The following is a 15,933-nucleotide window of genomic DNA, read 5'->3' as shown; positions in this document are numbered from 1 at the left end:
CGGGCGTGATGCCGTACCGGCCCGTTCTTCAGCGGTGGTAGTACAGGTGCCACTGGTAGTCGTACTGCCCGTGGTGCCTCTCCTCGTGCTTGCAGCGGTACTCGCCCCATTTGCCGTCGTGCTTGCCCTTTTCGCCGGCCTCGCGGCACGCCCCCTCGTTGTCGTACCAGCCGTCCGGCTTCCAGTCCGACTTCACTTCCTCGCTCGCGGCGCTGCTCGTCGGGCTCGGGGACTCCTCCGACGGCGCCGCGACGGCCGCCCCCGCCGTGCCTGCCAGCAGCAGTCCCGCGGTGGCCACCACCGCCGGGACGAGGCGCAAGTTCCTCGGTGTCACGGGCTTACCTTTCTCGTTTCCAGCGTCTGCTCCGATAGTGGGCCCGGAGCGGCACCGTAGGAAGCCGGTGTCCCCGGCGTGCGGGAGCAGGCATTCCCGCACGTCCCGCGCGGGCGGGACCGAACCGCACGCGGCGTGAGGAGAGCCGGTCAGCGGACAAGCCGGAGCGCACCGGCACCGCCCCGCTCCCTCTCGGCACGGTGAATCGGCACGTCCGAGCCGGTCAGGGGGACGCCCGTCCCTCCTCGCCGGGTCGCGACGATCTCCGCCGCGATCGACAGGGCGGTCTCCTCGGGCGTACGGGCGCCGAGGTCGAGGCCGATCGGCGACCTCAGCCGGGCCAGCTCCCGCTCGGTCACGCCGGCTTCCCGCAGCCGCCGGTTGCGGTCCGCGTGGGTGCGGCGCGAGCCCATCGCGCCGACGAATGCGACCGGCCTCCGCAGCGCCTCCTTCAGCAGGGGCACGTCGAACTTGGCGTCGTGGGTGAGCACGCACAAGGCCGTGCGCCCGTCGACCGCGGTGCGCCGCAGGTAGCGGTGCGGCCAGTCGACCACGATGTCGTCGGCCTCGGGAAAGCGGGCCCGGGTGGCGAAGACGGGGCGGGCGTCGCACACGGTCACGCGGTAGCCGAGGAACTTGCCGGCGCGCACGAGCGCCGCCGCGAAGTCGACCGCCCCGAAGACGATCATGCGGGGCGGTGGCACGCTCGATTCGACGAGCAGCGTCAGACCACCGGGGCAGTGCGATCCGTCCTGTGAGAGACCGACCGTGCCGGTACGGCCGGAGTCCAGCATGGCGCGGGCCTCGGCCGCCGCCGTCCGGTCCAGTTCCGCGTGGCCGCCGAGGGTGCCTTCGTACGACGCCCCGGAGCCCCCGGACCCCTCGGAGCCGGAGCCCGCGGCCTCCTCAGGACGCACGGTCAGGATCCTGCCGAGGAGTCCGGCCGGGCCCCGGACGACACGGGCGACGGCCACCGGCCCGCCCCGGGCGGCGGTCGACACCGCCGCCCGGAACGCCGCCCGCCAAGGCGCGTCCGCAGCGGCCGGCGTGACCGGCGTGACCATGACGTCGATGACTCCGCCGCAGGTGAGCCCGACAGCGAAGGCGTCCTCGTCGCTGTAGCCGAACCGTTCGACGACCGTCTCGCCGTCCGCCAGCGCCTGCCGGCACAGCTCGTACACCGCCCCCTCCACGCAGCCTCCGGAGACCGAGCCGATGACCGTGCCCTTGCCGTCGACGGCCAGGGCGGCGCCGGGGCCGCGCGGGGCGCTGCCGCCGACGGCCACGACGGTGGCGACGGCGAAGTCCCGGCCCTGCTCGGCCCAGCGGTGCAACTCCTCGGCGATGTCAAGCATGCGGTTCCCCCGTACCGGCGAGGATGACGCGGTCCGGCCGGATGGGCAGGCTCCGGTGACGTACGCCCGTCGCGTGCCAGACCGCGTTGGCGACGGCCGCCGCGGCGCCCACGATGCCGATCTCGCCGATGCCCTTGATCCCGACCGGGTCGTCGGGGTCCGGATCGTCGATCCAGTCCGCCTCGACGTGCGGTACGTCGGCGTGCGCGGAGACGTGATATCCCGCGAGGTCGGCGGCGTAGTGGCCGCCGGAGGCGCGGTCCCGGACCGCCTCTTCGTGCAGGGCCATGGAGATGCCCCAGATCATTCCGCCGACGAACTGGTTCCGGGCGGTGAGCGGGTTGACGATCCGGCCTGCAGCGAAGATGCCGAGCATGCGCCGTACGCGCACCTCGCCGGTGGCGACGTCCACGGCGACCTCGGCGAACTGCGCTCCGAAGGAATGACGTTCCGTCTCCGTGAGGGCGGCGACGGCCGCGGTGGTGTCCGACCGCACCGTGACGCCCTCCGGAGGGATGCCGGCGCCCGGGATGAGCCGCTCGCGCAGCTCGTCGGCCGCGGCCGTGATCGCCCACGCCCAGGAGCGGGTCCCCATCGATCCTCCGGCGATCATCGCCGGTCCGAAGTCGCTGTCCCCGATCCGCATCCGGACGCGCTCCGGCCCGACCTCCAGCGCGTCGGCGGCCACCTGGGTGAGTGCGGTCCGCGCCCCGGTGCCGATGTCCGCCGCGGAGATCCGTACGGTGAACGTGCCGTCCGCCTCGGCCGTCACGGTCGCGGTGGACGGCCGGGCCCGGGCCGGGAAGGAGGCCGCCGCCGTGCCGGTGCCGAGCAGCCAGCGGCCTTCACGGCGCAGGCCGGGACGGGGATCCCGGTCCGCCCAGCCGAACCTGCGGGCACCCTCCCGGAAGCAGGCGATGAGGTTGCGGCCGCTGAACGGCAGGCCGGATACGGGCCCCCGCTCGGGTTCGTTGCGTGCGCGCAGCTCGATCGGGTCGAGGCCGCACTTCTCGGCGAGTTCGTCGAGCGCGGACTCCAGCGCGAACGACCCCGGTGCCTCGCCCGGCGCGCGCATCCACGTCGGCGTCGGCACGTCGAGGCGCACCACCCGGTTGGCCGTGTGGTGGGCGTCGGCGTCGTACATCACCCGCGCCGCCCCGGCGCTCGGCTCGATGAACTCGTGGACGGTCGAGGTGAGGCTCAGGGCACGGTGCTCCAGCGCGCGCAGCCGTCCTCCGGCGTCGGCGCCGAGCCGGAGGCGCTGGACGGTGGGGCTGCGGTAGCCCGCGAGCGAGAACATCTGGCGGCGCGTCATGACGACCCGGACCGGCCGCCGGAGGGCGGTCGCAGCCATCACGGCGGCCACCTGATGAGCGCGGACCCCCTTGCTGCCGAACCCTCCGCCGACGTGCTCGGACCGTACCCGCACCGAGGCCGGGTCGAGCGAGAACAGCTGCGCCAGGTCGCTCACGACCCAGGTGGCGCCTTGGTTGGAGTCGACGACCTCGAGCCGGCCGCCGTCCCAGCGGGCCGTGGCCGCATGCGGCTCCATCGGGTTGTGGTGCTCTTCCGGGGTGGTGTACTCCGCGTCCACGACGACGGCGGACGCCGCGAGTTCGGCCTCCAGGTCCCCCTTCGCCGTCACGGCCGGCATATGGCCGTCCACGGGGTACGCGTCCGAGCGCTCGCCGTCGAAGGCGATGTCGTGCGGTTCCTCCTCGTAGTGCACGACGAGCGCCTCGGCGGCCTCTCTGGCCTGCTCGGAGGTCTCGGCGACGACCAGCGCCACCGGCCATCCCCGGTGCGGCACCCGGTCGTGCTGGAAGACGGCGCAGGTCGGATCCGGTGCGCCCAGGAAACCGACGAAGCCGGTGTCGAGCCGTGGGGCGTTCCCGTGATGGAGAACGGTGAGCACGCCCGGCATCGCGAGGACCCCGGCGGTCTCCACCGACCGGATGCGGCCACGCGCGACGGTGGACAACGCCAGCCAGCCGTACGCGAGTCCGGCGAAGGGCACCTCCGCGGCGTAGCGAGCCGCCCCGGTGACCTTGTCGCGGCCCTCCACCCGGGTGCGGGCCACGCCGACGGAGCCCTTGTGCGCGGTCGGGGCGGTGGTCATCGGGCGGCCTCCTCGGAGAGTTCGGTCAGCACCGCCACCACGAGATTGCGCATCAGCGTCACCTTGTATCCGTTGTGGGGGAGCGGCTTCGCGGCCGCCAGTTCGGCATCCGCGGCGGCGGCGAACGTCTCGCCGTCGGCGCGTGCCCCGGTCAGCGTCCGCTCGGCGGACCGGGCCCGCCACGGCCGGGACGCGACGGCCCCGAAGGCCAGGCGCGCATCTTGTATCACGCCGTCCCGGACGTCGAGCGCGGCGGCGACCGAGCCGATCGCGAACGCATACGAGGCGCGCTCGCGCACCTTGCGGTAGCGGGAGACGGCGGCGATCGGAGCGGGCGGCAGGGTGACGCCGGTGATCAGCGCTCCTTGAGGAAGAGCCGTCTCCAGGTGCGGTGTGCCGCCCACGGGCAGGTAGAACTCGGAGAGCGGCAACGCGCCCGGCCCGTCGGTCGTTTCGTAGGAGACGACGGCGTCGAAGGCGGTCAGCGCCACGGCCATGTCCGAGGGGTGGACCGCCACGCAGTGACCGGAAGCGCCCAGGATCGCGTGGTTGCGGTGTTCGCCCTCTACGGCGGGGCAACCGCTGCCGGGGGTGCGCTTGTTGCACGGCCGGGTCACGTCGGTGAAGTAGCCGCAGCGGGTGCGCTGGAGCAGGTTTCCGCCGACCGTGGCCATGTTGCGCAGCTGCCCGGAGGCGCCGGCCAGCACCGCCTGTGCCAACGCCGGGTAGCGGCGACGGACTTCGGGGTGTGCGGCGAGGTCGCTGTTGGTGACGGTGGCTCCGATGCGCAGGCCTCCGTCCGCCGTCGGCTCGATCCGGTCCAACGGGAGCTCGCGCACGTCGACGAGGCGGGCGGGGCGCTCGACGCCGGCCTTCATCAGGTCGACGAGGTTGGTGCCTCCGCCGAGGAAGCGGGCGTCGGGATCGGCGTCGAGCAGCGCGAGAGCGCCGGAGACGTCGAACACGCGCTGATATCCGAACTCCTTCACGCCGCCCCCTGGGTCTGCGTGGTCATCGTGGTGTGGGTGGTGTGCGCAGTTGCCGTGGTCTCCGCCCGGACCGCGGCAGCGCGGGCGACCGCCTGGACGATCGACACGTAGGCACCGCAGCGGCACAGATTGCCGCTCATGCGCTCCCGGATCTCGTCCGCGGTCAGCGGGGGAGGCCCTGCTTCGGGCCGTACGTCGTCGGTGACGGCGCTCGGCCAGCCCGCCGCGTGCTCCTCGATCATCGCGACCGCCGAACAGATCTGCCCCGGCGTGCAGTAGCCGCACTGGTAGCCGTCGAGGTCGAGGAACGCCTGCTGGGCCGGGTGCAGTTGCTCGCCCTCGGCCAGGCCTTCGATCGTGGTGATCGCACGCCCCTCGGCGGCCACCGCGAGTTGCAGGCAGGCCACGGTTCGGCGTCCGTCGAGCAGGACGGTGCAGGCTCCGCACTGCCCCTGGTCACAGCCCTTCTTGGTGCCGGTCAGATCGAGACGCTCGCGCAGCGCGTCCAGCAGGGTGGTGCGGTGGTCGACGGTCAGCGTGTGCTTGTCGCCGTTGACGCTCAAGGTGATGGAGCTGTACGTCGACGTGGGGGCCGGGGCCATGATCAGCCTTCTTTCGCGTATCCGGAGCGTGTCGCGGAGACCAACCGGCGGGCGGACGACCGGAAGACGGACGACCGGTAGGCAGGCGACCGGCAGGCGGACGAATCAGGAGACGTAGCGAGGGAGGTGGGGGAGGTGAGGGAGGTATCGGCGGGCAGGGGATGGCGCTGTGCATGGCGACGTAGGGGAAACACTGCAGGCGGCGGAGATCGCAACGCCGGTGCCGACGGTCACCGGCCGACCGGATCCGCCGCTATGGTGAGCACAAGCAAGCGGACAACTGTCCGCTCCTAGAGAGCGTAGTGGACAGTTGTCCGCTTAACAAGGGCGGGATTCGGGCACGCGCCGCCGGGAGGACGAGTGCAGGAGAAGAAGGACGCAGCTCTGCGGTCGGACGCCAGGCGGAACCGCGAGCGCATCCTGGAAGTGGCCGTGGCCGAGCTGACGCGCTCCCCGGACGCCCCGCTGAGCGCGATCGCCAAGAAGGCGTGCGTCGGGCAGGGCACGTTCTACCGCAACTTCCCCAATCGCGAGGCACTCGTCCTCGAGATCTACCGCTACGAAATGCAGCAGGTCGCCGATGCGGCGGCCCAGTTGCTCGAGACCCGCGAACCGGCCCAGGCCCTGCGCGAATGGATGGACCGCCTCGCCCGGTTCGCCATGACCAAGGCCGGCCTCGCGGACGCGATCCGCATGGTCACCAGTGCGCCCGGGGGCCCGTCGAAACCGGGACACGCCCCGGTGACCTCGGCGGCCGGCCTCCTGCTGCGCGCCGGCGAGAACGCCGGCGCCATCCGCCCCGGAGTGACCCCGGACGACTTCCTCCTCGCCATCGCCGGCCTCTGGCAGATCGACCCTGGCTCGGACTGGCAGCCGCGGGCCACCCGGCTGCTCGACCTCGTCATGGACGGACTGCGCGCGGGAGCCCCCGGGCGGCCGTGAGCCCGATGGGCTCAGTCGAGGTCCTCGAAGGCGGGGCGGCGGCCTGCACGACGCCGCATGAATCCGCGCCGTCCGGCGAGCAGGGTGATACAGGTCCATCCCACGACGCCCGTGATGAGAGACGCGAGCTGTCTGTCCGGGTTGACGTCGGAGGCCGCTTCGAGTGGGACGACGCCCTTCGGGTCGCTGACGACCTCGATCCGGTCACCCACCTCCCACTGCGGATGGTCTCCGTCGTAGTCCAGGGTTTCCTTGAGCTTGCCCGACCGGCCGACGAGAGTGAAGCGGTGACTCGACGCGCTGCCGCCGGCGGCGCTGTCGGCGGCGATGCGGACGGTCTCGCGTACGCCCCGGTCGTCGAGCGTGGACTCGGGGGCGTACTGGACCGAGCCTATGAGGACGAACACCGCCGGCAGGACGGAGAGGGCGGCAAGCCACCACGCACAGTGGAGGAAGCGCAGGACGATCACGAAGACGAGGCACCCGATGAGCCCGGTGATGATCGGGACGAGGTCCGTGCCCAGCGCGAGGTACGAGATTCCGGTGTTGACTGCGGCGATGCCCCAGCCGAGCCCCATCACGACGAAGGTGAACAGCAGGTATGCACCCCGGTCCACGGTTCCGGTCCCGCCGTGCGATTTCTTGATGTCCACTTCAGCCATCGGTGCAGCATATGCAGCCGACCTGCAGGGACGTCCATGGGGGGCCGCGGACTGCCGGTTCCGACGGAGCGGCTATGGAGTCGCGCGGACCCCCGCTCACCTGCGAGGGTGTCCGTCATGAACACTGAGCCGAGCGGCCCGGCCCGCCACCACGACCCGGGAAGGTGGCTGGTGCAGTTCGCCGACCGCATCCTCGTGGTCTGCCCGCGGTGCGGCGGCCGTGCCCTCGTCGTGCCCAGGCCGGGACTTCCCGAGCGCAAGTACTTCAGCGAGCTGTTGTTCCAGCCGCGCCGCCTGTCCTGCCCGGAGTGCGGTGCCACCGACGGCTGGGAGCCCGGGATGCAGGGCGCCGGGCTGGTCGGCGCGGTGATGGGCGGTACCGAGGACCCGTTCTTCCGGCGGCCGCTGTGGCTGCAGACGCGTTGCGGCGGGAAGATCCTTTGGGCGTACAACGAGGCGCATCTCGCCGAACTGACCGCCTACACCGGCGCCCGGCTGCGCGAGCGCGGCCTCGCCCGTCCGACGATGGCGATGCTCGCGCGGCTGCCTGCCTGGATGAAACGGGCCGAGAACCGCGACAAGGTCCTGGCCGGCCTGGAGAGACTCCGCGCCCTGGCCGGGCGGTCGGCCGCGGCGGACCGCTCCGACGCGGCACACGAGCGCGACGACCGTCCGCGCCCGCACCACAGCATGTACTTCCGCGGCGGCGCGTACTGAGCTCCGCTCCGGACACCCGGACACCCGGACACCCGGACACCCGGGCCCCGGCCACCCTGGGCGCTCCGGGCGGCGTCGAGTGGAGGACTCGCCCCTCACCCCTCACCCCGTGCGGTGAGGGGCAGGCTCCGGACGCCTGTGTTGAGGAAGATCCAATTGTCCTCCGGAAGGGTCGCGGGGGCCGGCGGGGGAACCGGGCGGGTTTCCTCGTGCCAAGCGGAGCCCACGGCCGCCGTGGCGGTTCCACGCCAGAAGCGAGCGGCGCCCGCGTTGGCTTCCTGAAAGGCGATCGCCCACGCGCCGGGACGCGAGTGCAGCAACTGCAGGGCGGCCCGCCGGCCTACGCCCCGCCTGCGCAGCGCGCGTACGACGAAGAACGCGGAGATCGAGGTCCTGCCCTCGGACGTCGGACGGGTCAGGACGAAACCGCCCGGCGCCGCGCCGTACTCGATCAGCAGGGCTTCCCGCTCGGGCTCGTCGAAGAACAGCGGCAAGATGCTGAACCCGAACGTTCCGTCGGCCGCGGGAAGGTGACCGAGGAACTCCGACATGTCGTGACGGTACAACTGCGCCAACTGCTCGATGACAGGCCGCAGTTCAGCGGTCGCGGGACGGAGGGTGAGCGGCGTGGAGTCCGTGATCGTTCCCATCCGGGGATTCTCGCACGCGCCCCAGCCGGGCCCGCCACTCCCGCCGGAGCATGGCGTACACCAGGTCGTCGCGCCATGCCCCCTTGAAGAACCCCGTTCCGATGAAGCGGGCCTCTCTGCGCATGCCCAGGCGTTCGAGGAGTCCGGCGGAGGCGGCGTTGTCCGCGTGGCAGCGGCCGATCATCCGGTGCAGCTCCAGCGCGTCGAATCCCAGGCGCAGGACGGCGAACGCGGCCTCGGCGGCGAAGCCCTTGCCCTGGTGGGCGGGGTGGAGGACACAGCCGAGTTCACCTTGGCGATGTTCCGCGCTCAGCAGGACCAGTTCGACCTGCCCGATGACCGTCCCCGTGCCCGGCTGGACGACCGCCAGGCTGAGGCAGTCCCCGTCCGAGGCCAGTTCGGTCTCCCGGGCCATCTGCTCGACCGCCGCCCGGACGTCCTCCGGTCCGCGCGGCTCCCACCGCATGAAGCGGGCGACATCGGGCCGGTGCTGGTAGCCGTGGACGTCCTCGGCGTCCTCAGGCCGGAACGGACGGAGTATCAGCCGGGCGGTGGTGATGGGAGAGTCGATACGCAGCATCGGGCGACTTTACCGGGCCGCTACGCCGACGGGTCGCCGGTCGCCGGTCGCCGGCCGCCGTGCCACCGGATCGGCGGTGCGCGCGCCCGTTTCCGCCGCCCGGCAGGCCTATGCTTCCGTCGTGAACGACACCCCACGTGGCATACGAATCAGACCAGGCAGCTTCGCTGACGCGCCGGCCGTTCTGGACATGCTCGACTCCGCAGTGGTCTGGATGAATGCTCGCGGCAACACCGAACAGTGGGGCACGACACCGTATTCGCAGAGGCCCGGCGGGGCGGCGCGCGTCGAGCGGTATACGACCGAGAACGCCCCGTACATCGCGGAGTCGGGCCGCACGCCCGTCGGGGCCCTGGTGCTGGACTCCGGGCCCAGTCCGGAGATGCCGATCGCACCGGCAGGGGAACCCGAGCGGTACGTCCGGCTGCTGGTCTCCGACCGGCGGTATGCCGGCCGGGGCATCGGGGCGGCGCTGCTGGCCCATGCCGTCGAGGAGACCCGGCGGGCCGGCGTGGGGCTGCTGCGGGTCGATTGCTGGGCGGGCGGCGGGGGCGAACTGGTCGCGTTCTACGAGCGCAATGGATTCATCCCCACCGACCGTTTCCTGTCCGGGGCCTGGCCGGGACAGGTACTGGCCAGGCGGGTCGGCTGACGGCGAGAGGACGGCAGTCGGCGACCGTACGGCAGTCGGCGACCGCACGGCGACCGGCGACGGGTTCGTCCGGCGGGTTGTCGCCCGCCTACATGTCAGGTCTCGATCTTCTTGACCTCAACCACGCTTCAGGTGTGAGGCTGGGGGCATGAACAACACCACTTCTCCCGCTCGGGACCGTATTCCTACGCCCGTAAGCCCGTCCGATCCGCGGCACGCCGACGTCCGCCCGCTTTCCGACACTGCACTTGATGCGCTGGCAGCGGAGATTTCCGTCGGGGCGACCGTCGTCGGCATCGGGGAGTCCACTCGCTTCTCCCGGGAGACCTTCGGTGTGCGGGACCGGATCTTCCGCAGGCTGGTCCAGAACCATGGGTTCCGGGCGCTGGTCATCCAGGACAGCGCCGTCGTCGCCGCTCAGCTCGACCGGTACGTGCACGCCGGTGACGGTTCGGCGGAATCCGCTCTCGAGGGGGCCTGGCGTCCTTGGCGTACGGGCGACATGGCCGCGGCGCTGGAGTGGATCCGGGAGTTCAACCGGGACCACCCGGACGCCCCCGTCCGGATCTTCGGTGCGAAACCTGTACAGGCGCAGCTCGGCGACTACGACGCCGTCCTTGATCATGTCCGTGAGTCGGCGCCGGAACGGTGGGCGGAGGTGGCCTCCCACCTGGAGGTGATCCGGAGCGCTCACCACATCGATGAGCACGTGCAGCACGCCCGCGGAACGCACCCGGGACGCCCCTTCGCCGACCACGCCCGCGACGCGCTCGCAGTGATCCGGTCGCTGTCCGGCCCCGGCGGGGGCCCTGGTTCCGGCGGGGGCTCCGGATCCGGCCATGACGAGGGAATCCTGGCGCGGATGCGTCTGATCGTGGAATTCCACGAACGCAGCGTCGCAGGGCGAGGCAGCTATGCGGGTGACGCCGTCGTATGGGCCGACGTCATCAGCGACCATCAGCGCCGCACCGGCCTGCGCATGGTCTACTGGGACGGCATCGGCCATACGTCGGCCACCGAGGCAACCCTGGGGCTGGCTTCCGATCGCGGTCCGCAGCCCAGCGTCGGCAGTCTGCTGCGCAAGCGGTACGGCAACGGCTACGTCTCGGTGGCGATCGGCTTCCATCACGGAGACCTCGGTGTCGCAGTCGTCCCGGAGCCGGCCGAAGATCTGATCGACGCGACGCTCGGCACGATGCATCTCCCGGCCCACTGGCTGGACTTGCGCGACGACGCCGTACGCCGCCGGTGGGACGGGCCCGCGAAGGCCCGTGTCATCAGCGGCGTCTACGACCCTTCTCGCGACTCCTCCGAGTACATGGCCGTTGCCTCTCTCGCCGACGCATTCGACGTGCTCATCCACATCCGCGAGGTGTCTGCAGTGCGATGGCTGCCGTGAGTGGTGAGACGCGCGAGGTGCGGTGAGGCCCTGACCGGCGGCTGCCGGGGTGGCCCGCCGGTCACCGGGCCCCGTCGCTCCACCTGGGGTCACTCCACCCGGATTCTGGCCCTCCACGGCGCGATGACCAACGGGCAGACATGGCCGGCATCGGCATGGCACCTGCGTGCGGCGCTGATCGTGGCCGTACCCCCGTGTTGTGCGCGGAACACCGCCGATGCGCCGCCGTCCGGCTTCGTACCGCCCGTGGTCCGCCGGAGCACCGTGGTGTTGCCGGACTGCGGGGTGCTCCACGTGTAGGTGAGCCCGGATTCGCGGTAGGAGGTGAGGCGCACCTCGATGTCATCGCCAAGGGCCGCCGGGACGGATCGCCCGTTGTCGGCGTTCGTGAGCGCGACGCGCGCCGCCGGTACCGCGACGGAGGCGGACCCCGTGGCCAACGCCATTCCCACGGCGAGCGGCGCGACCAGATACCTGACTGCTTTCACATGTCCCCCTCAATCTCAATGCGGGCCTCTTTTATGGCCCAGGGCCCCCTACCCCGGCGCAATGCGCCGCCACTCGCCCGTCACCCCCACGGGGGGTCACTAAATCATTTGTGTGTACTGCCGGATATCAGCCGGGCAGCTGGGACCGCAGCGTCTTCCTGTCCGGCTTGCCCGCCGCCGTCAGCGGAATGGCGGACATCAGCTGCAGGGTCTCGGGAGCGTAGAGACGTCCTTTGCGGGAGGTGACGAAGTCCCGTATCTCCTCCAGTGAGGGGGGTCGATGTCCGGCGGCGGGCACCACGGCGGCGTGGACGTGTTCCACCGACTGTTCGTCCCGGCTGCCGAAGACCGTGCACTGGGCGATGGCGGGGTGGCTCAGCAGCAGGTCCTCCAGCTCGGCCGGATAGACGTGGCCGCCGACGACCACGATCATCTCCTTGATCCGGTCCACGATGTAAAGGTAGCCGTCCTCGTCGAGATAGCCGACGTCACCGGTGCGCACCCAGCCGTCCTGCAGCACCTCGGCGGTGAGCTCCGGCTGCTTCCAGTAGCCGGACATCACATAGGGCGAGCGCACCTGCACCTCACCCCGCTCCCCGGGCGGCAAGGTGGTGCCGGCGGCGTCCCGGACGGCGATCTCCACGCCGGGCATGGCCCGGCCGACCGTCAGGTGCCCGCCGAAGCCGGTCAGCTCCTGCTCGCCGGGACCCGCTTCGGTGATGTACTGCGCCTCGGACTGCCCGTACCAGCCGTAGAGGACGGGCCCCAGGGCCTTGGCCGCCTGCCGCAGCCTGGCCGGCGAGGCGGCGGTGCCGCCGTAGGTGATCCGGCGCAGGCTGGACAGATCGGTGCCGGCCAGGTCCGGGTGATCGAGCAGCTGGTAGAGCAGCGGCGGCAGCAGCCAGGTGTGGGTGATGCGCTCGCGCTCGATCGCGGCCAGCGCGTCCCCGGGCTCGAACTCGTGCCGCAGGACCACCGAGCCGCCTCGGTAGAGCGTCATGTCGGCGAAGATTCCGGCGAGATGGGCGAGCGAGGTGCAGGCCAGATAGCGGGGCCGGTCGCCGGTTCCGGCGAGCCGGTGGTCCAGGGTGCGCCGGTAGGAACCGTGGGTCATCTGGATGCCCTTGGGGATTCCGGTGGTCCCGCCCGTGTGCCGGATGCACCAGTCGTCGTCCGGGCCCACCAGGCCGCCCATGGGCCGCGCCGGGCGCCGGGCGGCCACGGCCAGTACGTCCTCGGTGAAGCCGCTCGGGCCCAGGGAGAGCATGGGGGGAACGCCGGCGAGCTGTCGCAGCTCCTCGGCAGCGGCGTCCCGTCGGCCGTCCACCAGCAGGAGCGAGCAGTCCACGCTCGCCATGATGCGGGCCATGGTCGGCGGGCTCGTGCCCTCGTAGAGACCGACCACCCGGGCACCCGCCAGGTTGGCGGCGTAGCGGGCGACGATGGCCTCGGCGGTGTTGCCGGTGAGCAGGGTGACCGTGGTGCCGCGGGCCACACCGCGCTCCGCCAGCTCCCCGGCGAGCCGGTAGACCTGGTCCCGGAACTCTGCCGCGCTGATCACCAACCCCTCGGTCGTGGTGACGGCCGCCCGCCCCGGCTCGGCGGACAGCACGTCGAGGACGGCCTCCACGTAACTGCTGAAACCGCCATGCGTAGCGGGGCGCTGGTGACTCATCGCTGTTCTCCCTTGCCGGAAACCGGTGGATGCGTGGATGCGTGGACGGGTGGACGCGTGGACGACCTTGACGCTAGCGCCGTCCACTCATGCCTTCCACGACCGGTTCCGCCATGTGCTTATGACTCTTGGAGCATGAGCTGTTCCGTGGCCAGCCGGCGAAAGTCCAGGGCCGCGGGGGAGAGGTAGGCGTCCCGGCGCCATACCAGGGTCAGCGTGCGGTGGCAGTCCGCGGCATCCAGCCGCACCCAGGCCACCGGGCTGCGCTCGCCGAGGGTCCGCCGGGCGACGGCCGGCATCAGGCCGATGCCCAGCCCGGCGCCGATCAGCTCCGGGGTGGCGGCGGCTTCGTCGCCCTCGCAGACCACCTGCGGCGTAAGCCCCTCGTGGGCGAAAAGCCTCTCCAGCAGGGCGCGTTGCCAGTGGCCGGTGCGCGTGCTGACGAACTCTTCGTCGGCCAGCTCGGCCACTGTGACGCACCCCCGGTCGGCCAGCGGATGCCCGGGCGGCACAGCCAGCAGCACCTCGTCCCGGAACAGTTCCAGCGAGCACAATTCAGGCCCGGCCAACGGCTGGGAGGCGAGCGCGAAGTCCACCTCGGCGGAGCGCAGGTGACGTCTCATCGAGTCCACCGGAGCCTGGAACAAGCGCACGCGCACTCCGGGACGGTGCATACGGAAGGCGGCCAGCGTCCCGGCCAGCTGAGGAAGGGTCTCGGCGGCGACGGCGATCCGGCCCGGGCCGGCGCCTGCGGCATCGGACATTTCCCGCCGGGCGTCGTCGAGCTCGGCCAGTGCCCGCTCGACACGGCGCAGGAAGGCCGCTCCGTGCTCATTGAGCCGTATCCGGCGCCCCCGTCGGTCAAACAGCGGAATGCCAAGTTCCGATTCAAGTCGGATGATTGTCCGGCTCACCGACGGCTGGGCGACCCGGAGTTCCTCCGCGGCCCGGCTGATGTGCTGGTGACGGGCCACGGCCTGGAAATATCGCAACGACAGGAGATCCATGACGCCAGTCTCGCCCGATCGTCGCTCAGAGCTTCAGCGCTGTGATGACGGCGGCCAGTGGCAGGGGAGAGGGGGCGTTCGTATGCCGGCGTGGCCTTCCCAGAAGGAACGCCGGGACCGTGTGTGCGATCCGCCAATCGGTCGGCGTCAGGCCACCCGCACGCAGCATGACGTCGACTTCGCGGCGCGTGTGCATGCGGTCGCGCTTCCGCACGGCCGCGAAGAAGGGCCGCAGCCAGCCGGTGGCGAAATGGTCGGCGATGACGACGCATCCTGTTGTCCGCAACACGCGCTCGATCTCCCTCAGCCCCAGCTGTTGGTCCTTCCAGAATGTCTCCGCGGCACGCACACGGGCTGTACGCACCATCGACGGCGCGGGATCGATCCCGGTCAAGGCGCTGCCGGGGAAGCGGGAACGAGCCTGGCGGAGCAACGACCCGGTGCCGCAGCCGACAGGGGTGTAGTTGTGGAGAATTTCCGCATCTTCGAGTAGCGCGTTTGAAGATGAATTACCCAATGCGGCAAGGGGATAGCGCCTTCAGTGCTGTCGAACTGTTGCATGGCGAGCGAATGGGCGCTACTCGGCCTGCTTCCGCTCTGCCCGCGGCTGCGGCTTGCGCACCGGCCGGCTCTTCGTCAGCTGCACTGCCACGTGAACATCGCGCGGTCGAAGCGGCGCGCCGCGAGGTCTTCCGGGCGTATGAGCCAGTAGAGGGCACCGCAGTCGCCCCACATCATGTCGGCGTCGTCGTCCGTGTCGAACTGGGCGAGCAGGACCCAGCGCAGTGCCTCGTCGTTGATACGGGGATCCGTCCACGGCGGGTTTTCGAGGACGCCACAGGCAACCTCGGACTCCACCTCGTCCTGCACCGGGTTCGCGTGTCCGCCGAGGCGGTGCTCGGTGCCCTCGGAGAAGTCCCACAGGCCCTCCTGGAAATCCTCGTCCCACAGAGGGTGGTCGTCGGGCATCGGGGCGAATTCCCGGTAGACCACCGGGTGCCGGAGATAGGGCGCCGTCGTCTCCACGCGCGCCGTCAATGCGACCTCGGGGTACGGCCGGAGACCCTCGGGCGCCGCCCGCTCCGCGACGGGGACTCCCGCCGGCACATACAGGACGCGCGCCCCCGCCCAGGTGCCGGACTCGTAGGGCGAGACCACTGCACAGCCGTCGTCCAGCTGCCCGTCGAAGTAGAAGAAGGCCAGCGTGCCGTCCGAAGGGACGGCTATGTCGAGGGCTGCGGAGGGGAGAGCCGCGCAGTCGAGCGAAGCGACGAAGGACAGCGGGCCGTGCCCTTCCCACACGGGCCACTCCTCGCTCTCCGGAAGCTCCGGCAGGCCTCCGAGCCGGCCGACGACAGGCTCACCCTCCGTACCCGCACCCGTACCCGTGCCGGTGCTCGTACTCGTGGCCTTCTCCAAGCGGAGGCTCGGTCGCAGCAGGCCGATCCACCTCTCGGCGATCTCGGCGGGCAGGTGCTCGCGGGCGAGCGTGTGCAGGGCGTCGGTGGTGCTCTGTGTCATACCGGTGATGATGCACGAGGCCACTGACAACGGGGCCACTGACAACCGGGGAGGGGCGCCCAGGTCCCGTGGGCGGCGCCGGTCGGTGGGGGAGCCCGGGTTGAGCAGGCGCATACCGCCGGGGGCGGTGGTGTCCCAGGGGATGTGACTGTGGCCGAAGACGAGCACGTCCACACCAGGGAAGCGCTCGGTGCACCGTCTCTCCCGCCCCTGGGCGGGCCCGGCTAGCCCCGGTGGACGC

17 protein-coding genes and 1 pseudogene are annotated in these 15,933 nt (G+C 71.4%); 4 read left to right on the top strand and 14 right to left on the bottom strand.

The window, feature by feature from the left end; translation table 11 throughout:
- Positions 1-28: 28 nt before the first annotated feature.
- The 5 genes from IE241_RS09260 to IE241_RS09240 all read right to left on the bottom strand — a co-directional run bounded on the left by IE241_RS09260 (position 29) and on the right by IE241_RS09240 (position 5,399).
- Complete coding sequence (locus tag IE241_RS09260) at positions 29-334, bottom strand: hypothetical protein (protein ID WP_190021189.1); 306 nt, start codon at positions 332-334, stop codon at positions 29-31.
- A gap of 149 nt (positions 335-483) precedes the next feature.
- Complete coding sequence (locus IE241_RS09255; protein WP_190021188.1) at positions 484-1,689, bottom strand: XdhC family protein; 1,206 nt, start codon at positions 1,687-1,689, stop codon at positions 484-486.
- Entirely contained in the window at positions 1,682-3,808 is a 2,127-nt protein-coding gene (locus IE241_RS09250) for a xanthine dehydrogenase family protein molybdopterin-binding subunit (RefSeq protein ID WP_190021187.1), read from the bottom strand. The genes IE241_RS09255 and IE241_RS09250 overlap by 8 nt, the downstream gene beginning before the upstream one ends.
- On the bottom strand, positions 3,805-4,797 hold the full coding sequence (locus tag IE241_RS09245) for an FAD binding domain-containing protein (RefSeq protein WP_190021186.1): 993 nt from the start codon (positions 4,795-4,797) through the stop codon (positions 3,805-3,807). The genes IE241_RS09250 and IE241_RS09245 overlap by 4 nt, the downstream gene beginning before the upstream one ends.
- Complete coding sequence (locus tag IE241_RS09240; protein WP_190021185.1) at positions 4,794-5,399, bottom strand: 2Fe-2S iron-sulfur cluster-binding protein; 606 nt, start codon at positions 5,397-5,399, stop codon at positions 4,794-4,796. The genes IE241_RS09245 and IE241_RS09240 overlap by 4 nt, the downstream gene beginning before the upstream one ends.
- A 360-nt stretch (positions 5,400-5,759) precedes the next feature.
- On the opposite strand from IE241_RS09240, the gene IE241_RS09235 reads away from it, so the two are divergent.
- Positions 5,760-6,341, top strand: coding sequence for a TetR/AcrR family transcriptional regulator (locus IE241_RS09235; RefSeq protein WP_190021184.1), 582 nt, complete (start codon positions 5,760-5,762; stop codon positions 6,339-6,341).
- Between the two features lie 11 nt (positions 6,342-6,352).
- On the opposite strand, the gene IE241_RS09230 is transcribed toward IE241_RS09235, so the two are convergent.
- Positions 6,353-7,003: a hypothetical protein gene (locus tag IE241_RS09230; RefSeq protein WP_190021183.1), complete on the bottom strand. Its 651-nt coding sequence runs from the start codon at positions 7,001-7,003 to the stop codon at positions 6,353-6,355.
- Positions 7,004-7,120: 117 nt separating this feature from the next.
- Between IE241_RS09230 and IE241_RS09225 the strand changes: the two genes are divergently transcribed.
- Positions 7,121-7,720 carry a hypothetical protein gene (locus tag IE241_RS09225; RefSeq protein ID WP_190021182.1) on the top strand — a complete coding sequence of 200 codons (600 nt, stop codon included), beginning with the start codon at positions 7,121-7,123 and terminating at the stop codon, positions 7,718-7,720.
- Positions 7,721-7,815: 95 nt separating this feature from the next.
- On the opposite strand, the gene IE241_RS09220 is transcribed toward IE241_RS09225, so the two are convergent.
- Together IE241_RS09220 and IE241_RS09215 are read right to left on the bottom strand one after the other, a co-directional pair.
- The gene (locus IE241_RS09220) at positions 7,816-8,271 is read right to left on the bottom strand and encodes a GNAT family N-acetyltransferase (protein ID WP_229899013.1); all 456 of its coding nucleotides are present in this window, start codon (positions 8,269-8,271) and stop codon (positions 7,816-7,818) included.
- Positions 8,272-8,317: 46 nt separating this feature from the next.
- The gene (locus tag IE241_RS09215) at positions 8,318-8,950 is read right to left on the bottom strand and encodes a GNAT family N-acetyltransferase (protein WP_190021180.1); all 633 of its coding nucleotides are present in this window, start codon (positions 8,948-8,950) and stop codon (positions 8,318-8,320) included.
- Positions 8,951-9,071: 121 nt separating this feature from the next.
- Here IE241_RS09215 and IE241_RS09210 point away from each other — a divergent pair, with 121 nt between their 5' ends.
- The gene (locus tag IE241_RS09210; RefSeq protein WP_190021179.1) at positions 9,072-9,602 is read left to right on the top strand and encodes a GNAT family N-acetyltransferase; all 531 of its coding nucleotides are present in this window, start codon (positions 9,072-9,074) and stop codon (positions 9,600-9,602) included.
- Positions 9,603-9,936: 334 nt separating this feature from the next.
- Entirely contained in the window at positions 9,937-11,001 is a 1,065-nt protein-coding gene (locus IE241_RS09205; protein WP_229899011.1) for an erythromycin esterase family protein, read from the top strand.
- Positions 11,002-11,090: 89 nt separating this feature from the next.
- On the opposite strand, the gene IE241_RS09200 is transcribed toward IE241_RS09205, so the two are convergent.
- The 6 genes and pseudogenes from IE241_RS09200 to IE241_RS34110 all read right to left on the bottom strand — a co-directional run.
- Positions 11,091-11,489 carry a hypothetical protein gene (locus IE241_RS09200; protein ID WP_190021177.1) on the bottom strand — a complete coding sequence of 133 codons (399 nt, stop codon included), beginning with the start codon at positions 11,487-11,489 and terminating at the stop codon, positions 11,091-11,093.
- A gap of 127 nt (positions 11,490-11,616) precedes the next feature.
- Positions 11,617-13,164: an AMP-binding protein gene (locus IE241_RS09195; RefSeq protein ID WP_190021176.1), complete on the bottom strand. Its 1,548-nt coding sequence runs from the start codon at positions 13,162-13,164 to the stop codon at positions 11,617-11,619.
- A gap of 119 nt (positions 13,165-13,283) precedes the next feature.
- A complete protein-coding gene (locus tag IE241_RS09190) occupies positions 13,284-14,171 on the bottom strand; it encodes a LysR family transcriptional regulator (RefSeq protein ID WP_190021175.1) in 888 nt (295 codons plus the stop codon).
- A 25-nt stretch (positions 14,172-14,196) separates the two neighbouring features.
- Positions 14,197-14,688, bottom strand: coding sequence for a class I SAM-dependent methyltransferase (locus IE241_RS09185; RefSeq protein WP_190021174.1), 492 nt, complete (start codon positions 14,686-14,688; stop codon positions 14,197-14,199).
- Positions 14,689-14,807: 119 nt separating this feature from the next.
- The gene (locus IE241_RS09180; RefSeq protein WP_190021173.1) at positions 14,808-15,692 is read right to left on the bottom strand and encodes a YwqG family protein; all 885 of its coding nucleotides are present in this window, start codon (positions 15,690-15,692) and stop codon (positions 14,808-14,810) included.
- Positions 15,693-15,764: 72 nt separating this feature from the next.
- Positions 15,765-15,914, bottom strand: a pseudogene (locus IE241_RS34110) (metallophosphoesterase family protein); the annotation flags it as partial.
- Positions 15,915-15,933 lie beyond the last annotated feature (19 nt).

Origin of the sequence: Streptomyces hiroshimensis, from assembly GCF_014650335.1 — a bacterium.
GTDB lineage: Bacteria > Actinomycetota > Actinomycetes > Streptomycetales > Streptomycetaceae > Streptomyces > Streptomyces hiroshimensis.
Note: the sequence above shows the minus strand (reverse complement) of the source record. Positions and strands in the feature narration are given on the sequence as shown.

Coding starts and splice junctions, on each gene's coding strand:
- IE241_RS09180 (WP_190021173.1), bottom strand. CDS start 15,692: ATGACACAGAGCACCACCGACGCCCTGCACACGCTCGCCCGCGAGCAC.
- IE241_RS09230 (WP_190021183.1), bottom strand. CDS start 7,003: ATGGCTGAAGTGGACATCAAGAAATCGCACGGCGGGACCGGAACCGTG.
- IE241_RS09225 (WP_190021182.1), top strand. CDS start 7,121: ATGAACACTGAGCCGAGCGGCCCGGCCCGCCACCACGACCCGGGAAGG.
- IE241_RS09215 (WP_190021180.1), bottom strand. CDS start 8,950: ATGCTGCGTATCGACTCTCCCATCACCACCGCCCGGCTGATACTCCGT.
- IE241_RS09255 (WP_190021188.1), bottom strand. CDS start 1,689: ATGCTTGACATCGCCGAGGAGTTGCACCGCTGGGCCGAGCAGGGCCGG.
- IE241_RS09195 (WP_190021176.1), bottom strand. CDS start 13,164: ATGAGTCACCAGCGCCCCGCTACGCATGGCGGTTTCAGCAGTTACGTG.
- IE241_RS09220 (WP_229899013.1), bottom strand. CDS start 8,271: ATGTCGGAGTTCCTCGGTCACCTTCCCGCGGCCGACGGAACGTTCGGG.
- IE241_RS09240 (WP_190021185.1), bottom strand. CDS start 5,399: ATGGCCCCGGCCCCCACGTCGACGTACAGCTCCATCACCTTGAGCGTC.
- IE241_RS09190 (WP_190021175.1), bottom strand. CDS start 14,171: ATGGATCTCCTGTCGTTGCGATATTTCCAGGCCGTGGCCCGTCACCAG.
- IE241_RS09250 (WP_190021187.1), bottom strand. CDS start 3,808: ATGACCACCGCCCCGACCGCGCACAAGGGCTCCGTCGGCGTGGCCCGC.